This window comes from Allosphingosinicella sp. (assembly GCF_036387615.1).
Lineage (GTDB): Bacteria > Pseudomonadota > Alphaproteobacteria > Sphingomonadales > Sphingomonadaceae > Allosphingosinicella.
On the sequence record NZ_DASVTH010000039.1, the window covers coordinates 13,074 to 35,679 of the forward strand.

The window sequence follows — 22,606 nt, forward strand, 5'->3', positions numbered from 1 at the left end:
CCCGGCCTTAGGCGAAAGCCCGCGCGGGGATCAACCGGAGCCGTCCTGGCACTTGGGCTGGTTGTTTCGGCCGCGCCCCACGCCTAAGGATTGCGGCCATGACATCGTTGGAAAAACCGGACCTGGTCACCACCAACGTCCGTTGGCGCTGGCCCGCCGTTCACCCGGAGGGCCGCAAGTTCGTCGTAATCTCGGCGGCGATAACCGGATTGTTCGCCTTCCTGGCCTGGGAAACGATCGCCTGGCCGCTGCTGGGGGTCACGATCTGGGTCGCCGCTTTCTTCCGAGACCCGATCCGGACCACGCCGAAGGGGGACGGGCTGATCGTCGCGCCCGCGGACGGGCTGATCACCATGATCACGCGCGTGCCGCCGCCGCGCGAGCTGACCGGGGACGATGCGCTGCCGCCCAACCCACTGGTCCGCATCTCGATCTTCATGAGTGTGTTCGACGTGCACATCAATCGCACCCCGATACCCGGCGAGATCAAGCGTGTCGTCTATATCTCGGGCAAGTTCCTCAATGCCGATCTCGACAAGGCCAGCGAGGAGAATGAACGCCAGCATATCCTGGTCGAGGGCAGGGACGGAATGCGGGTCGGTTTCACGCAGATCGCCGGCCTGGTGGCCCGCCGCATCGTGCCCTGGGTCAAGCCGGGCGACCTGGTCGGGGTTGGCCAGCGCGTCGGCCTCATTCGGTTCGGCAGCCGGGTCGACGTCTATCTTCCGGCCGGAGTGGCGCCGCACGCCTTGCTGGGTCAGCGTACGATCGCGGGCGAGACCATCCTCGGCCGCCTGGCCGGTCCGGAGCTGCTGGGCAGCGTCAGCCAGTGAAGGGCGGGGAGCGGCGCCGGCCGCGCGGCATTCCGCTCCGTGCCGTGATCCCGAATGCGGTCACCGCGCTCGCGCTCTGTGTTGGGCTAAGCGGTGTGCGTTTCGCGATTGCGGAGGAATGGGAGCGCGCCATCGCAGCTATCGTCATCGCCGGCGTGCTCGACGGAATGGACGGGCGGATCGCCCGGGCGCTGAAAGGTCAGAGCCGGTTTGGGGCCGAGCTGGACTCGCTGTCCGATGTGATCGCGTTCGGCGTGTCGCCCGCGATCATCGTCCACCTCTGGTCACTACAATATTGGCCGCGCTTCGGCTGGATGTTTGCGCTGGCTTATGCCGTCTGCGCCGCGCTTCGCCTCGCCCGCTTCAATGCCCAGATCGACGTCGAGGAGCAGCCGCACAAATCGGCAGGCTTCCTGACCGGCGTTCCCGCTCCCGCGGCTGCCGGTCTGATGCTGTTGCCAATTTTTCTGTGGGAGGCGAGCGAAGGGGCTCTGCCCTGGTTGCGTGACCTGACCCTGGTCGCGCCCTGGTCTGCGCTGGTCGCATTCCTGATGGTGTCGAACCTGGCGACCTTCTCCTGGACGTCGCTTCGACTGCGCCAGGGCGTCCGGCTGTGGGTGATCCTGCTCGTGGCCCTGATTGGCGGCGCCCTGTTTACGGCGCCGCTGGAGACGCTGAGCGTGATCTCGATCCTCTACGTACTCTCGATCCCGTTCAGCATTGCAAGCTACGCCAAAGTCAAACGGCAGCGCGCTGCGGCGACGCTGCGCGGCTCGCAACTGGCCGAGGACGGGCCGACGACCTGACGCTGCGGACCCAGGGCCGCGCCGCCTGGCGGGCCGGAACCTCACCGCGAAGCGCAGCGAGTATCTCGTGCAGATGCTCTTTGACGGTGACGAAAAGAATGGCGAGCGCGCCGACCATTACGGCCGAGAAGAAAGCGAGCGCGGCGATCTGACCCACAGTTAATCCCCTTTGTTATCCACAGCCCAACGCGCCTCCCGTGGATTTGTTTCCGCTAATCCGTTGGACAGACACAATGTTCATGATCCGTTCCGATGTCAAGCTGGCTTCTTGCGCCGAAGCGGTCGGAATCTGCGTTAACCAGTTAACTAATCCGGAACGCTCATATCACTTCGAGTGCGTAGGCGGAGCCCAGCCGGCTTGCCAACGCAGGATTTCAGGCCTAAATGCGCGCCCATCCCACATGCGGAGCCAAACATACCGGTGCCTTGAAAGAGGTTCTCGGCCCCGCAGAGGACCAACCGGAGGAGAATAATCATGGCGTCCAACGCCACGACGTCGAATGGCGTCAGTATGCAGTCGTTGCTCGAGGCCGGAGCGCATTTCGGCCACCAGACCCACCGCTGGAATCCCAAGATGAAGCCGTATATTTTCGGCGAGCGGAACGGGGTCCACATCATCGATCTGTCGCAAAGCGTTCCGCTGTTTGCCCGCGCGCTCGATTTCGTGCGTCAGGCGACCGCGTCTGGCGGCAAGGTGCTGTTTGTCGGCACCAAGCGCCAGGCGCAGGAGCCGATCGCCGAGGCCGCGCGCCGTTCGGGCCAGCATTTCGTCAACCATCGCTGGCTGGGCGGCATGCTCACCAACTGGAAGACGATTTCCAACTCGATCAAGCGCTTCAAGAGCCTTGAAGAGCAGCTTAGCGGCGACACTGCCGGCCTCACCAAGAAGGAAGTGCTGCAACTCACCCGCGAGCGCGACAAGCTCGAGATGAGCCTCGGCGGCATTCGCGACATGGGCGGCATCCCTGACGTGATCTTCATCGTCGACACCAACAAGGAAGAGCTCGCCGTCAAGGAAGCCAATGTGCTCGGCATCCCCGTAGTAGCGATCCTTGACTCCAATTCGAGCCCGCAGGGCATCGCGTTCCCGGTCCCGGGCAATGACGATGCGAGCCGGGCCGTGCGCCTGTATTGCGATGCGATCGCCGACGCGGCGCTTGCCGGCAAGCAGGGCGGCGCCGCGCGTCGCGGCGAGGATATCGGCGCGATGGACGCTCCGCCGGCCGAAGCGGCGCTCGCCGACGCGTAACGATCTTGTGCTCCGGCGAAGCCCAGAGCGCAGCGAACAAACAGTTCTGGGCTCCTGCCTTCGCAGGAGCACAGACGTATGGAGATATGAACATGGCTGAGATCACGGCCGCATCCGTCAAGGAGCTGCGCGAGCGCACCGGCGCTGGCATGATGGACTGCAAGAAGGCGTTGAACGAGACCAGCGGCGACATGGAGGCGGCAATCGACTGGCTGCGCACCAAGGGCCTTGCGGCCGCCGCCAAGAAGGCCGGCCGCACCGCCGCCGAGGGTCTAGTCGGGGTGGCCGTCAGGGGCACGCGCGGAGCTGTCGTCGAGGTGAATTCCGAAACGGACTTTGTCGCCAAGAACGAGACGTTCCAGGAGTTCGTCCGCACGGTGGCCGAGCTGGCCGTAACCGGCATCGGCACCGTCGAGAGCCTGCTCTCCGCCGACTATCCGGGCGGCGGCTCCGTCCAGGAGAAGCTGACCTCCAACATCGCCACGATCGGTGAGAACCAGTCGCTGCGCCGCAGCGCCGTGTTGCAGGTTGGAGACGGTGTCGTCGTCTCCTACGTCCACAATGCGGCAGCTTCGAACATGGGCAAGATCGGCGTCCTGGTCGCGCTCGAATCGACCGGTGACAAGGCCGGCCTCGAAGCGCTCGGCAAGCAGCTGGCCATGCACATCGCCGCGGCCAACCCGCGGGCGCTGACGGGCGAGGAGCTCGATCCGTCCACGATCGAACGCGAGCGCGGCATCGCCATGGAAAAGGCGAACGAGTCCGGCAAGCCCGCCGATATCGTCACCAAGATGGTCGACGGCGCGATCGCCAAGTTCCGCAAGGAAAATGCGCTGCTCAGCCAGCTGTTCGTGATGGACAACAAGACCAAGGTCGAGGACGTCGTCAAGGCGCACGCCAAGCAGGCCGGTGCCCCCGTCGAGCTCAAGGCCTATGTCCGCTTCCAGCTCGGCGAAGGCATCGAGAAGCAGCAGAGCGACTTTGCCGCCGAGGTCGCCGCCGCGTCGGGCGTAAAGGCGCCGGAGCGGGATCCCGCCCCGGCCGAGTGAGCACGGCTTCCCTCTCTTGATGGGAGGGGAGCGCCTGCTTAAGGTGCCGCCGCTTTCCCCGATCCCGACTGCCTGGACCCCGATCATGCGCCCGCGCTTCAACCGCATTCTCTTGAAGCTTTCGGGCGAGGCGCTGATGGGGGAGGGGCCGTTCGGCATCGATCCCGAGACCACGTCACGCATCGCCGGCGAGATCGCCGCGGCCAAGCAGGCCGGACATGAGCTCTGCATCGTCGTCGGGGGCGGCAATATCTTCCGAGGCTTCGCCGCCGCCGCAAAGGGCTTCGACCGCGCACAGGCCGACTATATGGGCATGCTGGCGACGGTGATGAACGCGCTCGCCATGCAGAACGCGCTGGAGCAGATCGGCGTCGACACCCGCGTGCAGTCGGCAATCCCGATGGCGAGCATCTCCGAGCCCTATATCCGGCGCCGCGCGATGCGGCACATGGAAAAGGGAAGGGTGGTGATCTTCGCCGCCGGCACCGGCAACCCGTTCTTCACGACCGACACCGCGGCCGCTTTGCGTGCCGCCGAGATGGGCTGCGACGCCCTGTTCAAGGGAACGAGCGTCGACGGCGTCTATGATGCGGATCCCAAGAAGGTCGCCGGAGCCAAGCGCTACGAGAGCCTGAGCTTCAATCGCGTGCTCGCCGATAACCTCAAGGTCATGGACGCGAGCGCGGTGGCCCTGTGCCGCGACAACGATATCCCGATCGTGGTGTTCAGCATCCGCGAGCAGGGCAACCTCGCCCGGGTGCTGAGCGGTGAGGGCACCGCCACCATCGTCCGCAACGAGGAGTAAGAGATGCCAGCCTATAGCAAAGCCGATCTGGGGCGCCGGATGCACGGCGCGGTCGAGGCGTTGAAGCATGATCTTGGCGGGCTTCGCACCGGGCGCGCTTCGATCAGCCTGCTCGAGCCTGTCAACGTCGAGGTTTACGGCGCCAGCATGCCGCTGAATCAGGTCGCCACAATCTCGGTTCCCGAGCCGCGGATGCTTTCCGTCCAGGTCTGGGACCGATCCAATGTCGGCGTCGTGGAAAAGGCGATCCGCTCGGCCGGCCTTGGCCTCAATCCCATCAGCGAAGGCCAGACGCTGCGCTTGCCGATCCCGGACCTCACCGAAGAGCGCCGCAAGGAGCTTGCCAAGCTCGCCGGCCAATATGCCGAAAAGGCCAAAATCGCGGTGCGGAACGTTCGCCGCGACGGTATGGACTTGCTCAAGCAGGACGAGAAGAAGCACGAGATCAGCGAGGATGAGCGCAAGCGGCTCGAGACCGAAGTGCAGAAGCTGACCGACGAGACGATCGGCGAGATCGATGCCGCCGCGGCCGCTAAGGAAAAGGAAATCCTCGGCAAGTGATTCCAGCTCCGGCCAGCGCCAAGGAGCGGCCGGACAGCACCGGCGCGTCAGCGGTGCCGCGTCACGTCGCGATCATCATGGACGGCAATGGACGCTGGGCGAAGGCGCGCGGGCTGCCGCGCGTTGCCGGCCACCGGGAAGGCGCTGAGGCTGCGCGCAAGGTGCTCCGCGCGGCCGGAGAGGCCGGCGTCGAGTGCCTGACGCTTTACGCCTTTTCCTCCGAAAACTGGCGGCGGCCCGAGGCCGAAATCAACGACCTCATGGGCTTGTTGCGCTTCTATATCGGCGCGGAACTCAACAGCCTCCATCGCGAGGGCGTCCGGCTCAGGATCATCGGCGATCACAGTGCTTTCCAGACCGATGTTGCCAGGTTAGTTGATGATGCGGTCGCCAAAACGGCGGGCAACCGGCGGATGACCCTCGCCGTTGCCCTGAACTATGGCGCCCGGGCGGAAATAGTGAGGGCGGCGCAAGCGCTGGCTCACCGTGCTGCCGTAGGGGAGATCGCGCCCGCCCAAATCGACGAAGCCATGATCGAGGGCGCGCTCGACACCCGCGACTTGCCCCCGCTCGACCTTCTTATCCGAACCTCCGGCGAGGTCCGACTGTCCAACTTCCTGCTCTGGCAGGCGGCTTATGCCGAGCTGATCTTTGTCGACACGCTCTGGCCCGACTTCGACGGCGACTGCCTTCGTGCCGCGCTTGTACAGTTTAAGGCGCGCGAGCGGCGATACGGGGGGCTATGAGCGGCGACGCCGAGGATCCGATCGCCAGGTCCGACCTGCAGACCCGCTTCGTCATGGGCGTGGTCATGGCCGCCGTCGCTTGCCTGGCCATCTATGTGGGTGGGTGGCTGTTCCGGTTGCTGGTTGCTGCGGGTGCGGGCCTGATGTTGGTCGAATGGGGCGACATGCACCGGGTCGGGCGGCGGTCGAGCATCGCCGCTGCCGTGCTGCTCGCGCTGGCGCTCTTGGCCCTGACCGGCTGGTACTATCCGCCTGGCGAGATGGACATCGACCCGCTGAGCGGGCTCCCGGCGATTGCCCCGGAGAGCTTCGACATGTTCGTGCGCCTTTTTCTGGTCCTTGCCGGGGCGGCGGTCGTCAGCGGGATTGTCTGCCGGCGAGTAACGATGGCAGGCGGCTTCCTTTATATCGCGCTGCCCGCCTTGGCGCTGCTCCTGCTAGAATGGGCTTGGTTCGCGCTGGTCTTCTGGGCGATGCTGGTCACCTGGGCGACGGATATCTTCGCCTACGCCGCCGGGCGAACGATCGGCGGGCCGAAGCTCGCCCCTCGGATCAGCCCGAACAAGACGTGGGCGGGGCTTGGCGGCGGCGTCCTCGGGGCGGCCGCGGTCGGCTGGCTGATCGCCTCCTGGTTTGACCTGGGGTCGCCCTTCACCTGGATCGGCGGGGCGATGGGGCTGCTCGCGCAGGCGGGCGATCTCTACGAGAGCTGGCTGAAAAGGCGCGCCGGCGTCAAGGACAGCGGCACCATCCTTCCCGGCCATGGCGGCGCGCTGGACCGGCTGGACGGCCTCCTGCCGGTCGCGATTGCCAGCCTGCTCATCCTGATGGCCGGGCTGTGGACCGGATGACGGCAAAGACCGTCACCATCCTCGGCGCGACCGGATCGATCGGCAAGTCGACGATCGATCTGATCTCGCGCAACCCGGGGCGGTTCGAGGTCATCGCACTGACGGCGCACACGGACGTGCAAGGACTCGCCGCGGCTGCCAGGCGAGTGGGTGCGCGCCATGCAGTGATCGGCTCGGAGGCGCTTTACTCCGAGCTTCGTGAAGCGCTGGACGGCAGCGGCACGCAGCCGGCTGCCGGCCCGGATGCGGTCGTGGAGGTCGCCGGTTCGGGCGCCGATCTCACCATGGCGGCGATTGTCGGGTGCGCGGGCCTCGCTCCGGTGATGGCGGCTCTGAAGAGCGGCCGGACGGTCGCGCTCGCCAACAAGGAGTCGCTCGTGTCCGCCGGCGGCGTGATGACCTCGGCGGCGGCCGAAAGCGGGGCCATGATCCTGCCGGTCGACTCCGAGCATAATGCCATCTTCCAGTGCTTCGATCATGCTCGTCCGCACGGCATCCGCCGCATCGTGCTGACGGCGAGCGGAGGTCCGTTCCGGACGCGCTCGCTGGAAGAGATGCGGCAGGTCACTCCCGCCGAGGCGGTCGCTCATCCGAACTGGTCGATGGGCGCCAAGACCTCCGTCGACTCGGCCACGCTGATGAACAAGGGGCTGGAGCTGATCGAGGCCTTCCACCTCTTCCGGCTTGGAGCCGACGCCTTCGACGCCGTCATCCACCCCCAGTCAGTGGTTCACAGCCTGGTCGAATATGTGGATGGCTCGGTGCTGGCCCAGCTCGGCGCGCCCGACATGCGGATCCCGATCGCCTACACGCTCGCTTACCCCGAGCGGATGGAAACGCCGTGCGAGCGGCTCGATTTGGTCCGGACCGGGCGGCTCGACTTCGAAGCGCCGGATCTCGAGCGCTTCCCCGCGCTTGGCCTCGCCAAGGCAATATTGGCCGAAGGTGGAGCGAAACCCGCAATCCTCAATGCCGCCAACGAGATAGCGGTTGCCGCCTTTCTTGATTCGCGGATCGGCTTCCTCGATATAGCCACAATCGCCAGCGAGGCGTTGAGCGTGTACGATCCGCCGGCGCCGCGGTCGGTTGATGAGGTGTTCGAGGTCGACGCCAGAGCGCGCGAGATCAGTTCCGACATTGTTGGGAAGTACCTGCATTGAGCCAACCCAGTATCCTGATGACGGTCCTGTCCTTCCTGCTCGTCATAGGGCCCCTCATTTTCATTCATGAAATGGGTCATTATCTCGCCGGGCGCTGGTTCGGCGTGAAGGCGGATGTCTTTTCGATCGGCTTCGGCCGCGAGATTGCCGGCTGGACCGACAAGCGCGGCACGCGCTGGAAGGTCGGCTGGATGCCGCTTGGCGGTTATGTGAAGTTCGCAGGGGACATGAATCCCGCCAGCCAGCCTTCCGCGGAATGGCTTTCGCTTCCGGCCGAGGAGCGTAACCGGACCTTTCAGGCCAAGTCGGTGTGGCAGCGCTTCATCATCGTCGCGGCAGGCCCGTTCGTGAACTTCCTGTTCGCGATCCTGGTTTTCACTTTTCTTTTCGCCGCGATCGGCCAGCCGCGAACGCCAAACGTCGTTCCCGGCGTCCAGGCGGGCTCGGCCGCAGAGCGGGCGGGCCTCCAGAAGGGCGACCGGATCGTCTCGATCAACGGTTCGGCAGTCGAGCGATTCGAGGACATATCGGGCTACGTCCAGATCAGGCCCCGTCAGGCGCTCGAGATCACCGTCGATCGGAGTGGCCGCGAACAGGTGCTGAGGACTGTCTCGGATGCTGTCGAGGTGAGCGACAAGTTCGGCAACAAGGCGCAAATGGGGCGGCTGGGCGTGCTCTGGCCGGACCAGGTCCGCGAGAAACTCGCGCCGCACCAGGCGGTTTGGGCCGGCATTCGCCAGACCGGAGTGATCGTCGAAACCATGGTGGTGACGCTTGGGCAACTCGTTGTCGGGGATCGCTCCGTCAAGGAATTGGGCGGGCCGCTAAAGATCGCGCAATATTCGGGTCAGCAGGCGACGCAGGGCTGGCTAGACTTCGTTCTGTTCATGACGATCATTTCGATTAATCTGGGATTCATCAACTTATTGCCAATCCCGTTGCTGGATGGCGGACACCTGCTCTTCTATGCAATAGAAGGAGCCAGGCGTAAGCCGCTGAAACCGGAGGCTCAGGAGTGGGCATTCAGAACTGGCCTCGCCGCCCTTCTTGCGCTGATGATCTTTGTCACGCTGAACGATCTGGCGTCTTTCGGGGTGTGGAAGGCGCTTGGCGGGTTGATCGGCTGACGATCATCGGGCAGGGCAATCGTTAACAGGGTTAGTTTGGCCGGATCACTTTTCGGCTCAAGAGTTTAGAGGCGGGGACGCGTGACAGCGACGACCAGTTTTTCCAGCAGCCGTCGGCTGTGTGCGATGCTTCTCATGGGTACCGCGCTCGGCGCGCTTGCCGCCTCGCCCGTAATGGCGCAGCAGCAGAGCGCGACCCCGGTTTCGGCCGCTCCGGCTGCCGCAGCGCAGGACGCGCTGGCTCCCGTCGCAGTTCAGCCCGCGCAAATCATCCGCTCGATCACGGTGCGCGGCAACCAGCGGCTCGAACCGGAAACGGTCATCTCCTACATGCCGCTGCGGGTGGGCGAGCAGTACAACAACGAACGGCTCGATGAGTCGCTGAAGACGCTGCTCGCCACCGAACTGTTCGCGGACGTGACGATTGGCGGCGCGGATACCGGCAATCTCGTCGTCCAGGTTCGCGAGAATCCGGTCATCAACCGCATCGTCCTTGAAGGCAACAAGCGCCTCAAGGAGGACAAGATCCGGCCCGAGATCCGGCTTGCACCGCGCCAGATCTTCACCCGCTCCAAGGTGCGCGCCGACGTCGCCCGCATTGTCGAGCTGTATCGCCGGCAGGGCCGCTTTGCCGCCACTGTCGAGCCCAAGATCGTGCAGCTCGACCAGAACCGCGTCGATCTTGTCTTCGAGGTCGAGGAAGGTCCTAAGTCGCGCGTCCAGCAGATCAACATCATCGGCAACCAGCGCTTCTCCGACAGCGAGCTGCGCGGCGAGATGGCGACCAAGCAGGCGCGCATCACCAGTTTCTTTAGCGGCAATACGAGCTACGATCCCGACCGGCTCGCATTTGATCAGCAAAAGCTCCGGCTCTTCTACCTCACCAATGGATACGCCGATTTCCGGGTCGTTTCCGCGGTCGCCGAGCTGACGCCGGACCGGCGCGACTTCATCATTACGTATGTCGTCGAGGAGGGCGAGCGCTACAAGTTCGGTGACGTTAAGGTCGAGAGCGAAATCCGTGACTTCAAGCCGCTTGATCTGTCCAAGACGGTGCCCTTTAAAACCGGCGACTTCTATGACGCCAAGAAGGTCGAGGACACGGTTACATCGTTGACCGAAACCGCCGGCCTGTTCGGCTATGCGTTCGCGGACGTTCGGCCCCGCTTCGATCGCAACAAAGATACAAAGACGATGTCGGTGACGTTCAACATCGGCAACGCACCGCGCCAATATGTCGAGCGGATCGACATCAACGGGAATACGGTCACGCGCGACAAGGTCATTCGCCGCGAGTTCCGGCTCGCCGAAGGTGACCCGTTCAACTCGCTGCGGGTCAAGCGCTCGCGCGACCGCATCCAGTCGCTCGGCTTCTTCCAGGACAATCTGGAGGTCGAGCAGACGCAGGGTTCGGCGCCCGATCGGGTCATCCTCAGCACCGACCTGGAAGAGAAGTCGACCGGCGAGCTGCAATTGTCGGCGGGCTTCTCCTCGCTCGAGCGGTTCCTGATCAACCTCTCGATCCGCCAGCGCAATTTCATGGGCAAGGGCCAGGAGCTGCGCGCCGGGATCAATTATTCCAGCTTCTCCAAGTCGATTGAGCTGGGCTTCACCGAGCCCTATCTATTCGATCGCAACATCGCAGTCGGCTTCGATGTTTACCGGCGCGATTATCGGAGCTTCAACTTCACCCGGGACGAAACCTCGTACGAGCAGGTGACGACGGGTGGTCAGCTTCGCGCAGGCGTGCCGCTAACCGAATATGTCCAACTCGCGCTACGCTATGGCCTCAACTTCGACGAGATAAACCTGGGCAGCGAATCCTTCATCGACCCTGATGGGCCGGGCCCGGAGCCGGTGCAATGCGATCCATTCCAGGCCGGTCGGTTCCTGTGCGAACAGATCGGGGACCGAACTGTATCGTCGCTTGGCTATTCGCTCGTTTACAACACGTTGAATAACAGTGTTCGACCGAGTTCCGGTCACCGGGTGATCTTCAGCCAGGATTTTGCGGGGCTTGGTGGCAGCGTACGATATCTGAAGAGCCGTATCTCCGGATCGAAGTATTGGCCGCTGGGCGCTGGCTTCATCGGCTCGCTCAGTGCCGAGGGCGGTTACGTCAAGAGCTTCAACAAGTCGCCAGGCGAGGGCATCGACCCCGTCCGCATCACCGATCGTTTCTTCCTCGGCGAAGGTCAGATTCGTGGATTCGACATCCGCGGCGTCGGTCCTCGCGTGATCCGGACGCGTCTCGATCCGAACGGCGACCCGATCGAGGAGCGCCAGGTTTTCGACGAGCCGCTCGGCGGGCGCGCGTACTATCTGGGCCGCGCGGAAGTTGAAATTCCGCTCGGCTCGGGCGCAAAGGAACTCGGCTTGCGGCCTTCGGTCTTCATGGATGTGGGCGCCGTGTTCGGCGTGAAGCGGCCCTTACCGACCGCGAACTTCCCGACGGACCCGACGACGGGGAAGTTGCGGCCTTTGATTCGACCTATCCTGACGGCGGAAGGGCTGCGGCAATGTTCCCCACCGGCTCCGCCAGCGGGGTCGCCTCCCGGATCGATCGTGACCATCCCGAATGATCCCGCTGCCACCTGCCCGGCGAACTTCAACCTGCTTGCCAATTCGATCGACCCATTCCTCGAGAACTTCGTCGGAAATACGCCCAAGCCACGCGTCTCCATCGGCTTCGGCGTCAACTGGAACTCACCTTTCGGGCCGTTCCGGATCGATATCGCCAAGGCGCTCGTCAAGGCGGAGGGGGACGATGCCAAGCTGATCACTTTCAACGTAGGGACTGCATTCTGATGACCAAATTCCTCTTCGGCTCGGCCTTGGCCGCGCTCGCTCTCGCCATTCCCGCCGCCGGCGCCGCGCAGCGCCTTGGCCCCGCCGTTGTCGCGGTCGTGGACACCGATCGCATCTCGCGCGAATGCACCGCCTGCCGGGCGGCTGCTACGCAGCTGCAGAATCAGGGCAATACGCTGCGCACCCGCGCCCAGACCCTGCAGCAGCAGCTGCAGACGCAGGGAACGCCGATCCAGCAGGCGGTCGCCGCGCTGAACGGTCGCCAGCCGGACGCGGCGCTTCAGACGCGGATCACGGCCTATCAGACCCAGCAGAACAACGCCCAGCAGGAGCTCGCTCGCGGCGAGCAGAACCTGCGTTCGATCCAGGCGCACGTCCAGCAGCAGATCGGCACCCGTCTCCAGCCGATCATCAGCACCGTGATGAACTCGCGCGGCGCCAACATCGCGGTTGATCGCGGCGCGACCCTCGCTGCGGCGCCAGCGCTGGACATCACGAATGAGGTTCTTGCACAGCTCAACCAGCAGCTGCCGAGCGTCAGCGTGACGCCGCTGCCGCAGCAGCCGCAGCAGCAGCGCAACCAGGGCCGGTGAACTCCGAAGCAGGTAGCGTCGCCGCCGCGCAGAGCCGAGCACCGCTCGACATCCGCGCGGTGATGGCGGCGCTGCCGCATCGTTACCCGATGCTCCTTGTCGATCGCGTCGAGGAGCTCGTCCCCGATCGGCGCATCGTCGCGATCAAGGCGGTGACGATCAACGAACCCTTCTTCCAGGGCCATTTCCCCGGCCGGCCGATCATGCCCGGCGTACTGATCGTCGAGGCGCTGGCTCAAGCGGCTGGCGTCCTGGCGGTGGAGTCACTCGGCCTCGCCGGTTCGGGCAAGCTCGTCTACTTCATGGCCATCGACGGTGCGAAGTTCCGCACGCCGGTCGAGCCGGGCGTGCTGCTCCGCCTGGAGGTGGAGTTCATCCAGAAGCGCGCCACCGTCTGCAAGTTCGCGGGCAGGGCGCTGATCGAGGGCAAGCTTGCCGCCGAGGCGAACTTCACCGCCATGATCGCCGATCCGCCGTCAGGCTAAGCCGGCGACCAACCCTCGGCTGATCGTCTGATCCCGAAGACTTCGTGGATGGTAGATCCGCCCAGCAGGCAATCTGGGGCGCCATCGGCGGCAAGGCAGCCGCCTGCCATCACGATCAGCCTGTTCGCGTAACGAACCGCGAGATCGAGATCGTGGATGGCGAGCAGGACCGCCTGGCCATTATCCCGCGCTTCGTTGCGGATGAGCTCGAGAAGCTTCAGTTGCCAGAGCGGGTCGAGGTTCGACACCGGCTCGTCGAGCAGAAGCAGGCGCGGTCGCGGCGCGAGAGCGCGGGCGATCAGGACCCGGCTTCGCTCGCCTGTCGACAGCCGATCGGTGCGGCGGTGAAGAAGCTCTTCAAGGCCGAGCGCCTCGACCATCGGCTCGATCTCCTCATCCCGCAAATCCGAGCCGAGCCGGATCAGATCGGACGCGACCAGCGGCCAGGCGATGTCGCGAGATGCAGGCAGGTAGGAGAGCAGTCGCTGGCGGTCTGCCGGCCCAACCCCCTGCGGGTCGTTGCCGTCGATCAGCACCTTGCCGCTGGGCCGCCCGACGCCTGCGATCGCGTGCAGCAGGCTGGTCTTGCCGCTGCCGTTCGGACCGACCAGGCAGCAAAGCTCGCCGGCATCCAGGCTGATGTTCGTCGCGGTCAGGCGGCCTGGCAAGGCGAGGCCTTTTGCGGCGAGGACGGCGCTCATCGGCTGAGACGCCAGCGCATGCGGGCGACCAGCCACAGGAAGAATGGCGCGCCGAGCAGAGCGGTGACGACGCCGATCGGCAGCACGCGCCCAAGCGGCGCTTCGCGCGTGACGAGATCGGCCGCGAGCAGCAGCCCCGCCCCAATCAGCGCGGCCGGCAGGATTGCCCGTCCAGGATGGCCGCGGGTGAGCCGGCGCGCGAATACGGGCGCGACCAGGCCGATGAAGCCGATCGCGCCGCAGATCGCCACGCAGGCGCCGACCCCGATTGCGGACAGGCAGACAATCTGGAGCCGCAGCCGCGCAAGATCGTGGCCGAGCGACTGCACCACCTCCTCGCCGAGCGTTAAGCTGTCGAGCGGTCGGGAGAGGCGCAGCAGCAGCGCGATCGTGACCAGCGACGGCATTGCCGCGAATGCGGCCTGGCTGAGGCTCCGATCGACCAGCGATCCGAGTAGCCAGTCATAGGCGTCGTAAAAGGCGAAGGGGGAGGGGGCGAGCGCCAGCGCCAGCGTGGTCAGCGCGCCGGCCAGCGCGCTGATTGCCAGACCCGACAGCAGCAGGGTGCCCGTTTCCGCTCGGGGTCCCGCCAGCGCCAGGAGCAGGAGCAACGCTCCGATCGCCCCCGCCACTGCGCCGACGGCGTGCGCGAACGGCGCGTTGAAGCCGAGCAGGTAGGCGACCACCACCGCGCCCAGCGCCGCGCCGCTCGTCGTGCCCGTCAGATCGGGCGAAGCAAGGGGATTGGCGAACAACGCCTGGATCGCCGCGCCGGAAGCGCCCAGCATTGCCCCATAGACGAGCGCCAGCAGCGCGCGGGGAAGCCGCAGCTCCACCAGCACGGCGATGCCCAGAGCGCGATCCTGCTCGATCAAGCCGGCGAGCGGAGCAAGGGGCAGCAGCAGCGAGAGCGCGAACAGGGCGGCCAGCACCGCCGCCACACCCATTCGCGACGTCATTCCGCCACGCCCCTCAGCCGAACGATCTCGCTGATCAAGCCTGGACCCATGCAGGTCCAGCGCCGCCCGTCAGTGGCGACCGAACGCGACCGGGCGCCGCGCACCAGCCTGTGCCGGAGCCAGCTTTGATCGGCCGAATATTGGTCCGCGCGGTAATCACTCCGGAGAATGAGGCGGGGCGGGCGAGTCAGGAATTCTTCCAGGCTGATCCGGTCACCCGGCAACGAGCGCTGGCGAAATCCGGCCAGCGCCATCCATTGTGCCGCCAGCCCTGTGGCGCCGACGCTGCGGCCGCCCCCACCCAGCCATACCGTGTCGATCTGCCGCTCCGGCTTGGTCCGCAGCAGTGCCGCGATGCGCCGCAGCAGGACGCGCCCGGCTTCAGCCCTTCCGAGCGCATGCGCCACGGTCGCGATGCTTCGTTCGATGTCGGCCAGGCTCTGCGGATAAGGCAGGTCGACGACCCTGATCCCGAGCCGGCGCGCGATGCCCGCCTTGTCGCCCGATCCGCCGCCCATCGTCAGGACCAGATCGGGCCGCAGCCGCACGACCGAGAGCAGGCTGCCGTCGTTCAGCGGATGGCGCCGAGCGGACCGCCACAGCACGGTCTCCGCCGGCTTGTGCGACAGGTGGGTGACCGAGGCGATCTGGCCGGGCTCGGCGAGCATCAGCAGCAGCTCGTCCGTGCAAAGGTTGAGCGAGGCGACCCGGCGCGGCGCGGCGCCCGCCGGAACTGGCATGAGCGCCAGGCTAGCGGCCAAGACGCAGGCGAAGACCCGCATAGACCGTCCGTCCTGGCGTGTTGTAGCCGATCACATCCTGGTAGCCGGCATCGAACGCATTTTCTACGCGTGCATAGGCCTCGATCCGCTCGGTGATGCGATAGCCGAGCTTGAGCGATGCCAGCAGATAATCGTCAAGCGTGACCAGCTGCGCGGGGAAGACATCGAAATCCGTGTCCTTCCGCTCGCCGACATAGGAGAGCGCCGCCCCGAACTGGATCGGCCCGACCTGGCCGTCGGCGAACAGGTTCGCGCTGTGGCGTGGGCGGCGCACCTCCCGAACGGCAAGATCGCCTTCGGCGCTGCGCTCGTTGGCGTCGAGATAAGTGTAGTTGAAGGAAAGCCGCATCGGCTCGAAACGGTACGCGCCCTCCAGCTCCACCCCGCGTCGGCGGCTTCGCCCGCTCGCATTGGCGGCGCTCGAGATGAAGGTGGCGGGATCGAATGTGCCGATGATCTCGTCGCGCAGCCGATTGCTGAACCCGGTCACCCCCAGACTCGCCCGCTGCGAGCGCCAGCGCAGGCCCGCCTCGAAGCCCTTGGAGCTTTCCGGGCGCAGCTCCGGATTCCCGAGGAACGATCCCGGGAAGAAGCCGAACAGATCGTAGAAGGTCGGTTGGGCGATACCTTCGCCATAGGCGCCGTGGAGCGTGATCCGCTCAACCGGACGGAACAAGACCGCGGCGCGGAAAGTGGTGGCGTCGTCAAAAGCGCTGAATCTGTCGTGCCGCACCGCCAGATCCGTCGCGAAGCGGTCCGACCAGTCGGCGCGCCATTCACCGACCAGCGCGGTCAAGTCGCGCGCGCGGTCCTGGTCGGTGCCGCCGAAGAAGCTCTGATCGCGTGCCCGAAATTCCTCACCCTCATGTTCGGCGGCGGCGGTGAAGCGGTGCCGCCCGCCGGCCAGCGCCCACTCCTTGCTGAGCTGCGCACCGAGCGTGAAGCGTTCGCCAAAGGTGCGGTTGAGCGGCTCCTCGCCGAGCCGATTACGGTTCGCGCTGGAAAGATAGCTGCCGTCGATCATCAGCGACCAGCCATTGTTCTCGATCTTGCCCCAGCTGCGAACGGCCGCGATCCGGTTCTCCGTCTCGTCCAGCGTGTCGACACGGCGGAAGCTGACCGGATCGAAACCGTCGAACTCGCTGCTGCCCTCGACATAGTGGCCGACCAGCCCGAGTTCGCCGCCAGGGGAGGGGCGGAATACCGCTTTCAGGCTGCCGGCCTTGTTCTCGAAGCCGTCGCGTTCGCCGCCCGACCCGAAGCTGTCGATCCCGTAGCTGCGAATGAAACCGGCCGAGCCCGAAAGGCCGACCGGACCCGTCTGGACCGCGAACTGGCCGGAGGCGCGGCTGCTGTCCAGGCCGCCATATTCGCCGAGCGCACTCAGCGCATTTCGCTGGCCCGGATCTGATGTCTCGACAGCGACGACGCCGCCCAGCGCTTCCGATCCCCACAAGGCCGATTGCGGACCTCGGACGATCTCCACGCGGGAGAGAAGGTCGCTGGTCAAAAGCTCGAACCGCGCCTCATTGCCGGCTGCCGGATCGTTGAAGCGGATGCCGTCCAGGAACAGCAAGGTGTGGTTGGCCTCGGCGCCGCGGATGCGGACCTGCGTCTGGCTCCCACGAGGCCCAGTGGTCGCGACCGACAGGCCGGGGGAGAGCCGGAGCAGGTCGCTCGTCATCGGCAGTGCCAGCGCCTCGATCGCCTCGCGGTCGAACAGGCTGGCCGAAACGGCGGTGTCCTCGACCGCGACGGGTTCGCGCGATGCGGTGACGACGATTTCGGGGCCGACGCTCGCAGGTGGAGCGGCAGCGGCCAGGAACAGCAATGGAAACATGAACAATCCTCCGGAAACGACACCAATCGCCGTCTCGGAGGAACCGGAGCGCTTGTCCGCACGCCGGTGCCACGCATCACAGGCTGGACCCGGCCGGATGCGGACGACAGCGCGGGCAGGTCTCCTGGCTTTGCGGGTCGCGGCCCGATCTCTCCGTTGTGGAGAGGAGGCTCGCCGCTTACAGTTGCGGGCACAGCGCCGGATCTTCACCGGCTTCCCTTTTCACCAAGCCTTGCGGCTTGGCACCTTCGCTGCCAGTGCCGCTAGGCTTGGTAGGCCAATCTTGTCAATCAGCTGGGCAGGGGTTAGGAGCGCGCCTTCCTTTGAGGCTGGTCGGAACCAGCTGCCAGCAGAAAGCACGATCGATGAAGACCAACACCCATCCCGATTACCACATGATCAAGGTGCAGATGACCGACGGCACCGTGTTCGAGACCCGCTCCACCTGGGGCAAGGAAGGCGACACGCTGCAGCTCGACATCGATCCCAAGGTCCACCCGGCCTGGACCGGCGGCACCGGCAAGATGCTGGATTCGGGCGGCCAGGTCGCGCGGTTCAACAAGCGCTTCGGCGGCCTCACGCTGGGCGGCGGCAAGAAGTAAGCAGCGCGAAGACGCCGCGTGGTCCCGCAGATCGAGACCGCGCGGCTTCGACTTCGCGCCATCCGCACCGACGATCTCGATCGCTGGGCGGCCGTTTGTGCCGACCCCGAGGTCGTGCGCCACCTCGGCGGCACCCCATTCTCCCGCGAAGACACCTGGCGGCGGCTGCTCGCTACCGCCGGCTCCTGGGCGATGCTCGGCTATGGCTACTGGTGCGTCGAGCGCAAAGCGGGCGGCGGGATGATCGGCCATGCCGGCTTCGCCGACTTCAAGCGCGAGATGAGCCCGTCCATCGAGGGGGTGCCCGAAATGGGGTGGGTGTTCGCCCGTGAAGCCCAGGGGCAGGGCTATGCCGGGGAGGCGGTGGCCGCCGGGCTGGCCTGGGCCGACGAGGCGCTGAAAGGTTGCGAGATCGCCGCCATCATCGGCCATGAGAATGCCGCCTCGATCCGCGTCGCGGAAAAAGCGGGCTTCAGCACGCGCGAGGAGGCCCTGTACAAGGGCGAGCCGATCCTGATCTTCCGCCGTCCGGCGCGGCTCTGAACTGTCCATATCCGGACAAGCTCCTGTGCATATACGGACGCTGTGACGCGCAAGATCACGGGAATCTGCGAAGCGTCTCTTGGCACGCCGCTTGCTACGTTCGTAGCAGCCCTTGAGGAGATCAACGTTATGCGACGCATCCTTGCACTTGCCGCCCTCGCCATTTTTCCGTCCCAGGGCGCCGCTGCTGAGACCGTGCCCGTGGCCGGCTTTCAGTCCGTCCAGCTTCGGGGAGGCGGCGAGGTGGTCGTCCGTCACGGCCCGGCGCAGCGGGTCACGATCATTGAAGGCAGCAGCGCAGTCACCCGCTTCGAGGTCAAGGGCGGCGGTAATCGCCAGCTGGTCATCAGCGTCTGCGAGGATCGTTGTCCGCGCAATTACAGGCTCAAGGTGGAGATCGTGACGCCTACGCTAGCCGGGATGGCGATCGAGGGCGGCGGCCGCATGGCCGCAGCCGGCAGCTTCCCGCAACAGCCATCGCTCGGACTGGCGATCAGGGGCGGCGGCACGATCGATGCGCGCACGGTGGCCGCCGCCTCCGTCGGCGCGGCCGTGAACGGCGGCGGGTTGATCAACACGCACGCGCTGCGGCGGCTCGGCGCGGCCATCAACGGTGGGGGCGCGATCCGATACTGGGGCGACCCGGCCATCAGCACTGCCATCAACGGCGGCGGCGCCGTTACAAGAGGCGGAGCGGGAACTCGCTAGGCGTCATGCTCCCCCAAGCGGGGGCTGCGGCGTTCCGACACCTGACGTTTGCCGTCGATCACGATCGGTGAGGCAAGGCCCGGCATCCCGTCCGGCGCGATCCGGAGCCCGCGCTCGGCGACCTGCGGATCGGCGAAGACTGCGTCCATGGGGTTGATCGGCCCCGCCGGGATGCCAGCCGCCTCGAGCGCCTGGGAAAGGTTGGCGCGGCTCCACCGCCGGGTGGCGGCTTCGACGAGCGGGATGAGCTCGGCCCGGTTGGCTACGCGCGCGGCGTTGGTGCGGTAACGTTCGTCCGTCGCCAGCCCGGCGAGATCCAGGATGTCGCACAGGCGGCCGAATTGCCGGTCGTTCCCAACCGCGACGATCACCTCGCCGTCTTCCGTCCGGAAAGCCTGATAAGGGACCAGATTGACGTGTCCGTTGCCCATCCGGTGCGGGACCTTGCCGGACACCATCCAGTTCAACGCCTGGTTGGCGAGCACCGCGACCTGGCTGTCGAGCAGCGCCATGTCGAGGTGCGCGCCTTGGCCGGTGGCGTCGCGCGCGCGCAGCGCGGCGAGGATCGCAACCGTCGAGTAAAGCCCGGTGAACAAGTCGGCATAGGCGACGCCGCTCTTTTGCGGCGCGCCGTCCGGCTCCCCGGTCAGCGACATCGCCCCGCCCATGCCCTGGATGATGAAATCGTATCCGGCGCGGGCGGCGTAAGGCCCGGTCTGGCCGAAGCCGGTGATCGAGCAATAGACGAGGCCCGGGTTCAGGGCGGACAGGCTGGCATAATCCAGCCCGTAGCGCGCAAGCCCGCCGACCTTGAAATTCTCGATCAGCACGTCGGCGCCGGTCACCAGCGCACGCACCTGCTCCTGCCCGGACGCGCTCTCCAGGTCGATCGCGACCGACTTCTTGCCGCGGTTGCAGCTGTGAAAATAGGCGGCGCTCCCGTCCGGGGCGAAGGGCGGGCCCCAATGGCGCGTGTCGTCCCCCGCGTCCGGCCGCTCGACCTTGATCACCTCCGCGCCGAGATCGGCAAGCAGCTGACCCGCCCAAGGTCCGGCGAGAATCCGGGCGAGCTCGATCACCCGCAAACCGGCGAGCGGCTTGTCCACCTCAGAAGGCCGCGTGTCCGGTGATCGCCCGGCCGAGGATCAGGCCGTGCACATCGTGGGTGCCCTCATAGGTGTTGACGGTCTCCAGGTTCGCGCTGTGCCGCATCACATGGAACTCCGCCGAGATGCCGTTACCGCCATGCATGTCCCGCGCGACGCGGGCGATGTCGAGCGCCTTGCCGACATTGTTGCGCTTGATGAGGCTGATCGTCTCCGGGACGAGCTCTCCCTCGTCCATGCGCCGTCCGACTCGCAGCGCGGCCTGGAGGCCGAGCGTGATCTCCGTCACCATGTTAGCGAGCTTCATCTGGACGAGCTGGGTCGCCGCGAGCGGGCGGCCGAATTGCTTGCGGTCGAGCGTGTACCGCCGCGCGGCGTGGAAGCAGGCTTCGGCCGCGCCCATCGAGCCCCAGGCAATGCCGTAGCGGGCGCGGTTCAGGCAGCCGAACGGCCCCTTGAGACCGCTGACATTCGGCAGCAGGTTGGCCTCAGGGACCTCAACGCTGTCCATCACGATCTCGCCGGTGATCGAGGCGCGTAGCGACAGCTTTTCCTTGATCTTGGGGGCGCTCAATCCCTTCATGCCCTTGTCGAGGACGAAGCCGCGGATCTTGCCGTCATGCGCGTCGGACTTGGCCCACACCACGAACACGTCGGCGATCGGCGAATTGGTGATCCACATCTTGGCGCCGGAGAGGCGGTAGCCGCCATCGATCTTCTCCGCGCGCGTCCGCATGCTGCCCGGGTCCGAGCCGGCGTTGGGCTCGGTCAGGCCGAAGCAGCCGACCAGCTCGCCGCTGGCAAGGCCCGGCAGGAACCGGCGCTTCTGCTCCTCGGTCCCGTAGGCATTGATCGGGTGCATGACCAGGCTCGACTGGACGGACATGGCGGATCGGTAGCCGCTGTCGACCCGCTCCACCGCGCGCGCGACCAGGCCGTAGCTCACGTAGTTCAGGCCTGCGCCGCCATATTCGACCGGAACCGTCGCGCCGAGCAGCCCGAGCTCACCCATCTCGCTCATGATCTCGCAATCGAACCGCTCGTCCATATAGGCGTCGGTGACCCGCGGCTGCAGCCGCTCCTGAGCGTAGGCTTCGGCCGTGTCGCGCACCAGGCGCTCCTCGTCCGAAAGCTGCCCATCGAGGTTGAAGGGGTCCGCCCAGTCGAACGGCAGGGTCGTCGCTTCGCTCATATTCGTCTCTGCTTGTCGGGATCTGGCCGGCTTTAGCGGCTTCGGCCGTGCTTTGCCAGATGAGCGACACATCGATCCAAGTGCCTGCCAGCGAGCGAAATTTAGCATCGCGCTGACTTCTGACTCTGCTATGGTGGGTGCGTCGGCGGGGGCTGACTTTTGTCACGGGCGGGGGGAGTCACCTAGAGGAGCGTATCAGTGAACGTTGAAAACCCGCGGGAATTCCTGGACCGGCGCCAACTCCTGGGCGCGCTTCGGAGCCTGAGGCGCGGCGATTTCTCGGTCAGGTTGCCCGAGGATTTGCCCGGCACCGACAGCGAGATCGCTTCGGTGTTCAACGAGGTGGTCGCTCTCAACCAGCAGATGACGCAGGAATTCGAGCGTCTCTCCATGGTGGTCGGCAAGGAAGGCAAGATCACTCAGCGCGGGCGCGTCAAGAACGCGACCGGCGGGTGGGAGACGGCGATCCGCTCGGTCAACGAGCTGATCGAGGACATGGTCCAGCCGACCGCCGAAGTCGCGCGCGTCATCGGCGCGGTCGCCAAGGGCGATCTCTCGCAATCCATGACGGTCGAGATCGACGGCCGGCCCCTGCGCGGCGAGTTCCTGCGCATCGGCAAGGTCGTGAACGCGATGGTGGAGCAGCTCGCCTCCTTCGCCTCCGAAGTGACCCGCGTGGCCCGCGAGGTCGGCACGGAAGGCCGGCTCGGCGGACAGGCGACCGTGAAGGGCGTCGCCGGCACCTGGAAGGACTTGACCGACAACGTGAACGCGATGGCCACCAACCTGACGGGTCAGGTGCGCAACATCGCTGAAGTGACGACAGCGGTGGCCTCCGGCGACTTGTCCAAGAAGATCACGGTGGAGGTGAAGGGCGAGATCCTGGAGCTCAAGAACACCATCAACACCATGGTGGACCAGCTCAACTCATTCGCCTCCGAAGTGACCCGCGTTGCCCGCGAAGTGGGCTCCGAAGGCAAGCTCGGCGGCCAGGCGCGGGTGCCCGGCGCCGCCGGCCTTTGGCGCGACCTGACCGACAACGTGAACGAACTGGCCGCCAACCTCACCACCCAGGTGCGCGCCATCGCCGAGGTGTCCAC

The 22,606-nt window shown here is 65.9% G+C and carries 23 protein-coding genes and 1 riboswitch; of the genes, 17 read left to right on the plus strand and 6 right to left on the minus strand.

The genetic code is table 11. From position 1 onward, the window contains the following. The first annotated feature begins 98 nt into the window (after window positions 1-98). The 13 genes from VF631_RS08310 to fabZ all read left to right on the plus strand — a co-directional run bounded on the left by VF631_RS08310 (window position 99) and on the right by fabZ (window position 13,073). Window positions 99-833 (plus strand): phosphatidylserine decarboxylase, encoded by a 735-nt coding sequence (locus VF631_RS08310; RefSeq protein WP_431849823.1) that lies wholly within the window; start codon window positions 99-101, stop codon window positions 831-833. Further along, a complete protein-coding gene (locus tag VF631_RS08315; protein ID WP_431849824.1) occupies window positions 830-1,639 on the plus strand; it encodes a CDP-alcohol phosphatidyltransferase family protein in 810 nt (269 codons plus the stop codon). The genes VF631_RS08310 and VF631_RS08315 overlap by 4 nt, the downstream gene beginning before the upstream one ends. 475 nt (window positions 1,640-2,114) lie before the next feature. Then, window positions 2,115-2,888 carry a 30S ribosomal protein S2 gene (gene rpsB, locus VF631_RS08320; RefSeq protein ID WP_431849825.1) on the plus strand — a complete coding sequence of 258 codons (774 nt, stop codon included), beginning with the start codon at window positions 2,115-2,117 and terminating at the stop codon, window positions 2,886-2,888. A gap of 92 nt (window positions 2,889-2,980) precedes the next feature. Next, entirely contained in the window at window positions 2,981-3,937 is a 957-nt protein-coding gene (gene tsf, locus VF631_RS08325; RefSeq protein ID WP_431849826.1) for a translation elongation factor Ts, read from the plus strand. Between the two features lie 82 nt (window positions 3,938-4,019). Continuing rightward, window positions 4,020-4,742 carry a UMP kinase gene (gene pyrH, locus VF631_RS08330; protein WP_431849844.1) on the plus strand — a complete coding sequence of 241 codons (723 nt, stop codon included), beginning with the start codon at window positions 4,020-4,022 and terminating at the stop codon, window positions 4,740-4,742. A gap of 3 nt (window positions 4,743-4,745) precedes the next feature. Then, window positions 4,746-5,303, plus strand: coding sequence for a ribosome recycling factor (gene frr, locus VF631_RS08335; protein ID WP_431849827.1), 558 nt, complete (start codon window positions 4,746-4,748; stop codon window positions 5,301-5,303). Continuing rightward, entirely contained in the window at window positions 5,303-6,049 is a 747-nt protein-coding gene (locus VF631_RS08340) for an isoprenyl transferase (protein WP_431849845.1), read from the plus strand. The genes frr and VF631_RS08340 overlap by 1 nt, the downstream gene beginning before the upstream one ends. Beyond that, complete coding sequence (locus VF631_RS08345; protein ID WP_431849828.1) at window positions 6,046-6,900, plus strand: phosphatidate cytidylyltransferase; 855 nt, start codon at window positions 6,046-6,048, stop codon at window positions 6,898-6,900. The genes VF631_RS08340 and VF631_RS08345 overlap by 4 nt, the downstream gene beginning before the upstream one ends. Further along, complete coding sequence (locus VF631_RS08350; protein ID WP_431849829.1) at window positions 6,897-8,060, plus strand: 1-deoxy-D-xylulose-5-phosphate reductoisomerase; 1,164 nt, start codon at window positions 6,897-6,899, stop codon at window positions 8,058-8,060. Before VF631_RS08345 ends, VF631_RS08350 begins: the two co-directional genes overlap by 4 nt. Before the next feature lie 17 nt (window positions 8,061-8,077). Then, on the plus strand, window positions 8,078-9,187 hold the full coding sequence (gene rseP, locus VF631_RS08355; protein WP_431849830.1) for an RIP metalloprotease RseP: 1,110 nt from the start codon (window positions 8,078-8,080) through the stop codon (window positions 9,185-9,187). A gap of 135 nt (window positions 9,188-9,322) precedes the next feature. Then, on the plus strand, window positions 9,323-11,995 hold the full coding sequence (bamA, locus tag VF631_RS08360) for an outer membrane protein assembly factor BamA (RefSeq protein ID WP_431849831.1): 2,673 nt from the start codon (window positions 9,323-9,325) through the stop codon (window positions 11,993-11,995). After that, window positions 11,995-12,588 (plus strand): OmpH family outer membrane protein, encoded by a 594-nt coding sequence (locus VF631_RS08365; RefSeq protein WP_431849832.1) that lies wholly within the window; start codon window positions 11,995-11,997, stop codon window positions 12,586-12,588. The genes bamA and VF631_RS08365 overlap by 1 nt, the downstream gene beginning before the upstream one ends. Further along, the gene (gene fabZ, locus VF631_RS08370) at window positions 12,585-13,073 is read left to right on the plus strand and encodes a 3-hydroxyacyl-ACP dehydratase FabZ (protein ID WP_431849833.1); all 489 of its coding nucleotides are present in this window, start codon (window positions 12,585-12,587) and stop codon (window positions 13,071-13,073) included. Before VF631_RS08365 ends, fabZ begins: the two co-directional genes overlap by 4 nt. Here the strand turns inward: fabZ and VF631_RS08375 are convergent. Genes VF631_RS08375 through VF631_RS08390 form a run of 4 tightly spaced genes read right to left on the minus strand, consistent with a single transcriptional unit; the run spans window position 13,070 to window position 17,355 of the window. Next, entirely contained in the window at window positions 13,070-13,774 is a 705-nt protein-coding gene (locus VF631_RS08375) for an ABC transporter ATP-binding protein (RefSeq protein ID WP_431849834.1), read from the minus strand. The two genes, fabZ and VF631_RS08375, sit on opposite strands and share 4 nt — an antisense overlap. Further along, the gene (locus VF631_RS08380; RefSeq protein WP_431849835.1) at window positions 13,771-14,733 is read right to left on the minus strand and encodes a FecCD family ABC transporter permease; all 963 of its coding nucleotides are present in this window, start codon (window positions 14,731-14,733) and stop codon (window positions 13,771-13,773) included. The genes VF631_RS08375 and VF631_RS08380 overlap by 4 nt, the downstream gene beginning before the upstream one ends. After that, window positions 14,730-15,473, minus strand: coding sequence for an ABC transporter substrate-binding protein (locus VF631_RS08385; RefSeq protein WP_431849836.1), 744 nt, complete (start codon window positions 15,471-15,473; stop codon window positions 14,730-14,732). The genes VF631_RS08380 and VF631_RS08385 overlap by 4 nt, the downstream gene beginning before the upstream one ends. A 10-nt stretch (window positions 15,474-15,483) precedes the next feature. Further along, on the minus strand, window positions 15,484-17,355 hold the full coding sequence (locus VF631_RS08390) for a TonB-dependent receptor plug domain-containing protein (protein WP_431849837.1): 1,872 nt from the start codon (window positions 17,353-17,355) through the stop codon (window positions 15,484-15,486). 97 nt (window positions 17,356-17,452) lie between these two features. Further along, window positions 17,453-17,620: riboswitch (cobalamin riboswitch) on the minus strand. Window positions 17,621-17,720: 100 nt separating this feature from the next. Between VF631_RS08390 and rpmE the strand changes: the two genes are divergently transcribed. From rpmE to VF631_RS08405, 3 genes are all read left to right on the plus strand, one after another. Beyond that, window positions 17,721-17,957 (plus strand): 50S ribosomal protein L31, encoded by a 237-nt coding sequence (gene rpmE, locus VF631_RS08395; RefSeq protein ID WP_431849838.1) that lies wholly within the window; start codon window positions 17,721-17,723, stop codon window positions 17,955-17,957. A gap of 18 nt (window positions 17,958-17,975) precedes the next feature. Next, window positions 17,976-18,500 (plus strand): GNAT family N-acetyltransferase, encoded by a 525-nt coding sequence (locus VF631_RS08400; protein WP_431849839.1) that lies wholly within the window; start codon window positions 17,976-17,978, stop codon window positions 18,498-18,500. 129 nt (window positions 18,501-18,629) lie between these two features. Next, window positions 18,630-19,208, plus strand: coding sequence for a GIN domain-containing protein (locus tag VF631_RS08405; protein WP_431849840.1), 579 nt, complete (start codon window positions 18,630-18,632; stop codon window positions 19,206-19,208). On the opposite strand, the gene VF631_RS08410 is transcribed toward VF631_RS08405, so the two are convergent. Together VF631_RS08410 and VF631_RS08415 are read right to left on the minus strand one after the other, a co-directional pair. Further along, a complete protein-coding gene (locus VF631_RS08410; protein ID WP_431849841.1) occupies window positions 19,205-20,314 on the minus strand; it encodes a CaiB/BaiF CoA transferase family protein in 1,110 nt (369 codons plus the stop codon). The two genes, VF631_RS08405 and VF631_RS08410, sit on opposite strands and share 4 nt — an antisense overlap. 1 nt (window position 20,315) lies before the next feature. Next, window positions 20,316-21,506 carry an acyl-CoA dehydrogenase gene (locus VF631_RS08415; protein WP_431849842.1) on the minus strand — a complete coding sequence of 397 codons (1,191 nt, stop codon included), beginning with the start codon at window positions 21,504-21,506 and terminating at the stop codon, window positions 20,316-20,318. A 198-nt stretch (window positions 21,507-21,704) separates the two neighbouring features. Here VF631_RS08415 and VF631_RS08420 point away from each other — a divergent pair. Then, window positions 21,705-22,606 (plus strand): HAMP domain-containing protein (locus VF631_RS08420; RefSeq protein ID WP_431849843.1); only part of this gene is annotated, 902 nt, incomplete at its 3' end.

What these genes read in the sequence shown, in the direction of transcription:
- VF631_RS08405 (WP_431849840.1), top strand. Translation starts at nt 18,630, where the DNA reads ATGCGACGCATCCTTGCACTTGCCGCCCTCGCCATTTTTCCGTCCCAG.
- VF631_RS08385 (WP_431849836.1), bottom strand. Translation starts at nt 15,473, where the DNA reads ATGCCAGTTCCGGCGGGCGCCGCGCCGCGCCGGGTCGCCTCGCTCAAC.
- VF631_RS08390 (WP_431849837.1), bottom strand. Translation starts at nt 17,355, where the DNA reads ATGTTTCCATTGCTGTTCCTGGCCGCTGCCGCTCCACCTGCGAGCGTC.
- rpsB (WP_431849825.1), top strand. Translation starts at nt 2,115, where the DNA reads ATGGCGTCCAACGCCACGACGTCGAATGGCGTCAGTATGCAGTCGTTG.
- VF631_RS08375 (WP_431849834.1), bottom strand. Translation starts at nt 13,774, where the DNA reads ATGAGCGCCGTCCTCGCCGCAAAAGGCCTCGCCTTGCCAGGCCGCCTG.
- VF631_RS08415 (WP_431849842.1), bottom strand. Translation starts at nt 21,506, where the DNA reads ATGAGCGAAGCGACGACCCTGCCGTTCGACTGGGCGGACCCCTTCAAC.
- VF631_RS08365 (WP_431849832.1), top strand. Translation starts at nt 11,995, where the DNA reads ATGACCAAATTCCTCTTCGGCTCGGCCTTGGCCGCGCTCGCTCTCGCC.
- VF631_RS08380 (WP_431849835.1), bottom strand. Translation starts at nt 14,733, where the DNA reads ATGACGTCGCGAATGGGTGTGGCGGCGGTGCTGGCCGCCCTGTTCGCG.
- bamA (WP_431849831.1), top strand. Translation starts at nt 9,323, where the DNA reads ATGGGTACCGCGCTCGGCGCGCTTGCCGCCTCGCCCGTAATGGCGCAG.
- VF631_RS08350 (WP_431849829.1), top strand. Translation starts at nt 6,897, where the DNA reads ATGACGGCAAAGACCGTCACCATCCTCGGCGCGACCGGATCGATCGGC.
- VF631_RS08310 (WP_431849823.1), top strand. Translation starts at nt 99, where the DNA reads ATGACATCGTTGGAAAAACCGGACCTGGTCACCACCAACGTCCGTTGG.
- rpmE (WP_431849838.1), top strand. Translation starts at nt 17,721, where the DNA reads ATGAAGACCAACACCCATCCCGATTACCACATGATCAAGGTGCAGATG.
- VF631_RS08345 (WP_431849828.1), top strand. Translation starts at nt 6,046, where the DNA reads ATGAGCGGCGACGCCGAGGATCCGATCGCCAGGTCCGACCTGCAGACC.
- frr (WP_431849827.1), top strand. Translation starts at nt 4,746, where the DNA reads ATGCCAGCCTATAGCAAAGCCGATCTGGGGCGCCGGATGCACGGCGCG.
- tsf (WP_431849826.1), top strand. Translation starts at nt 2,981, where the DNA reads ATGGCTGAGATCACGGCCGCATCCGTCAAGGAGCTGCGCGAGCGCACC.
- rseP (WP_431849830.1), top strand. Translation starts at nt 8,078, where the DNA reads ATGACGGTCCTGTCCTTCCTGCTCGTCATAGGGCCCCTCATTTTCATT.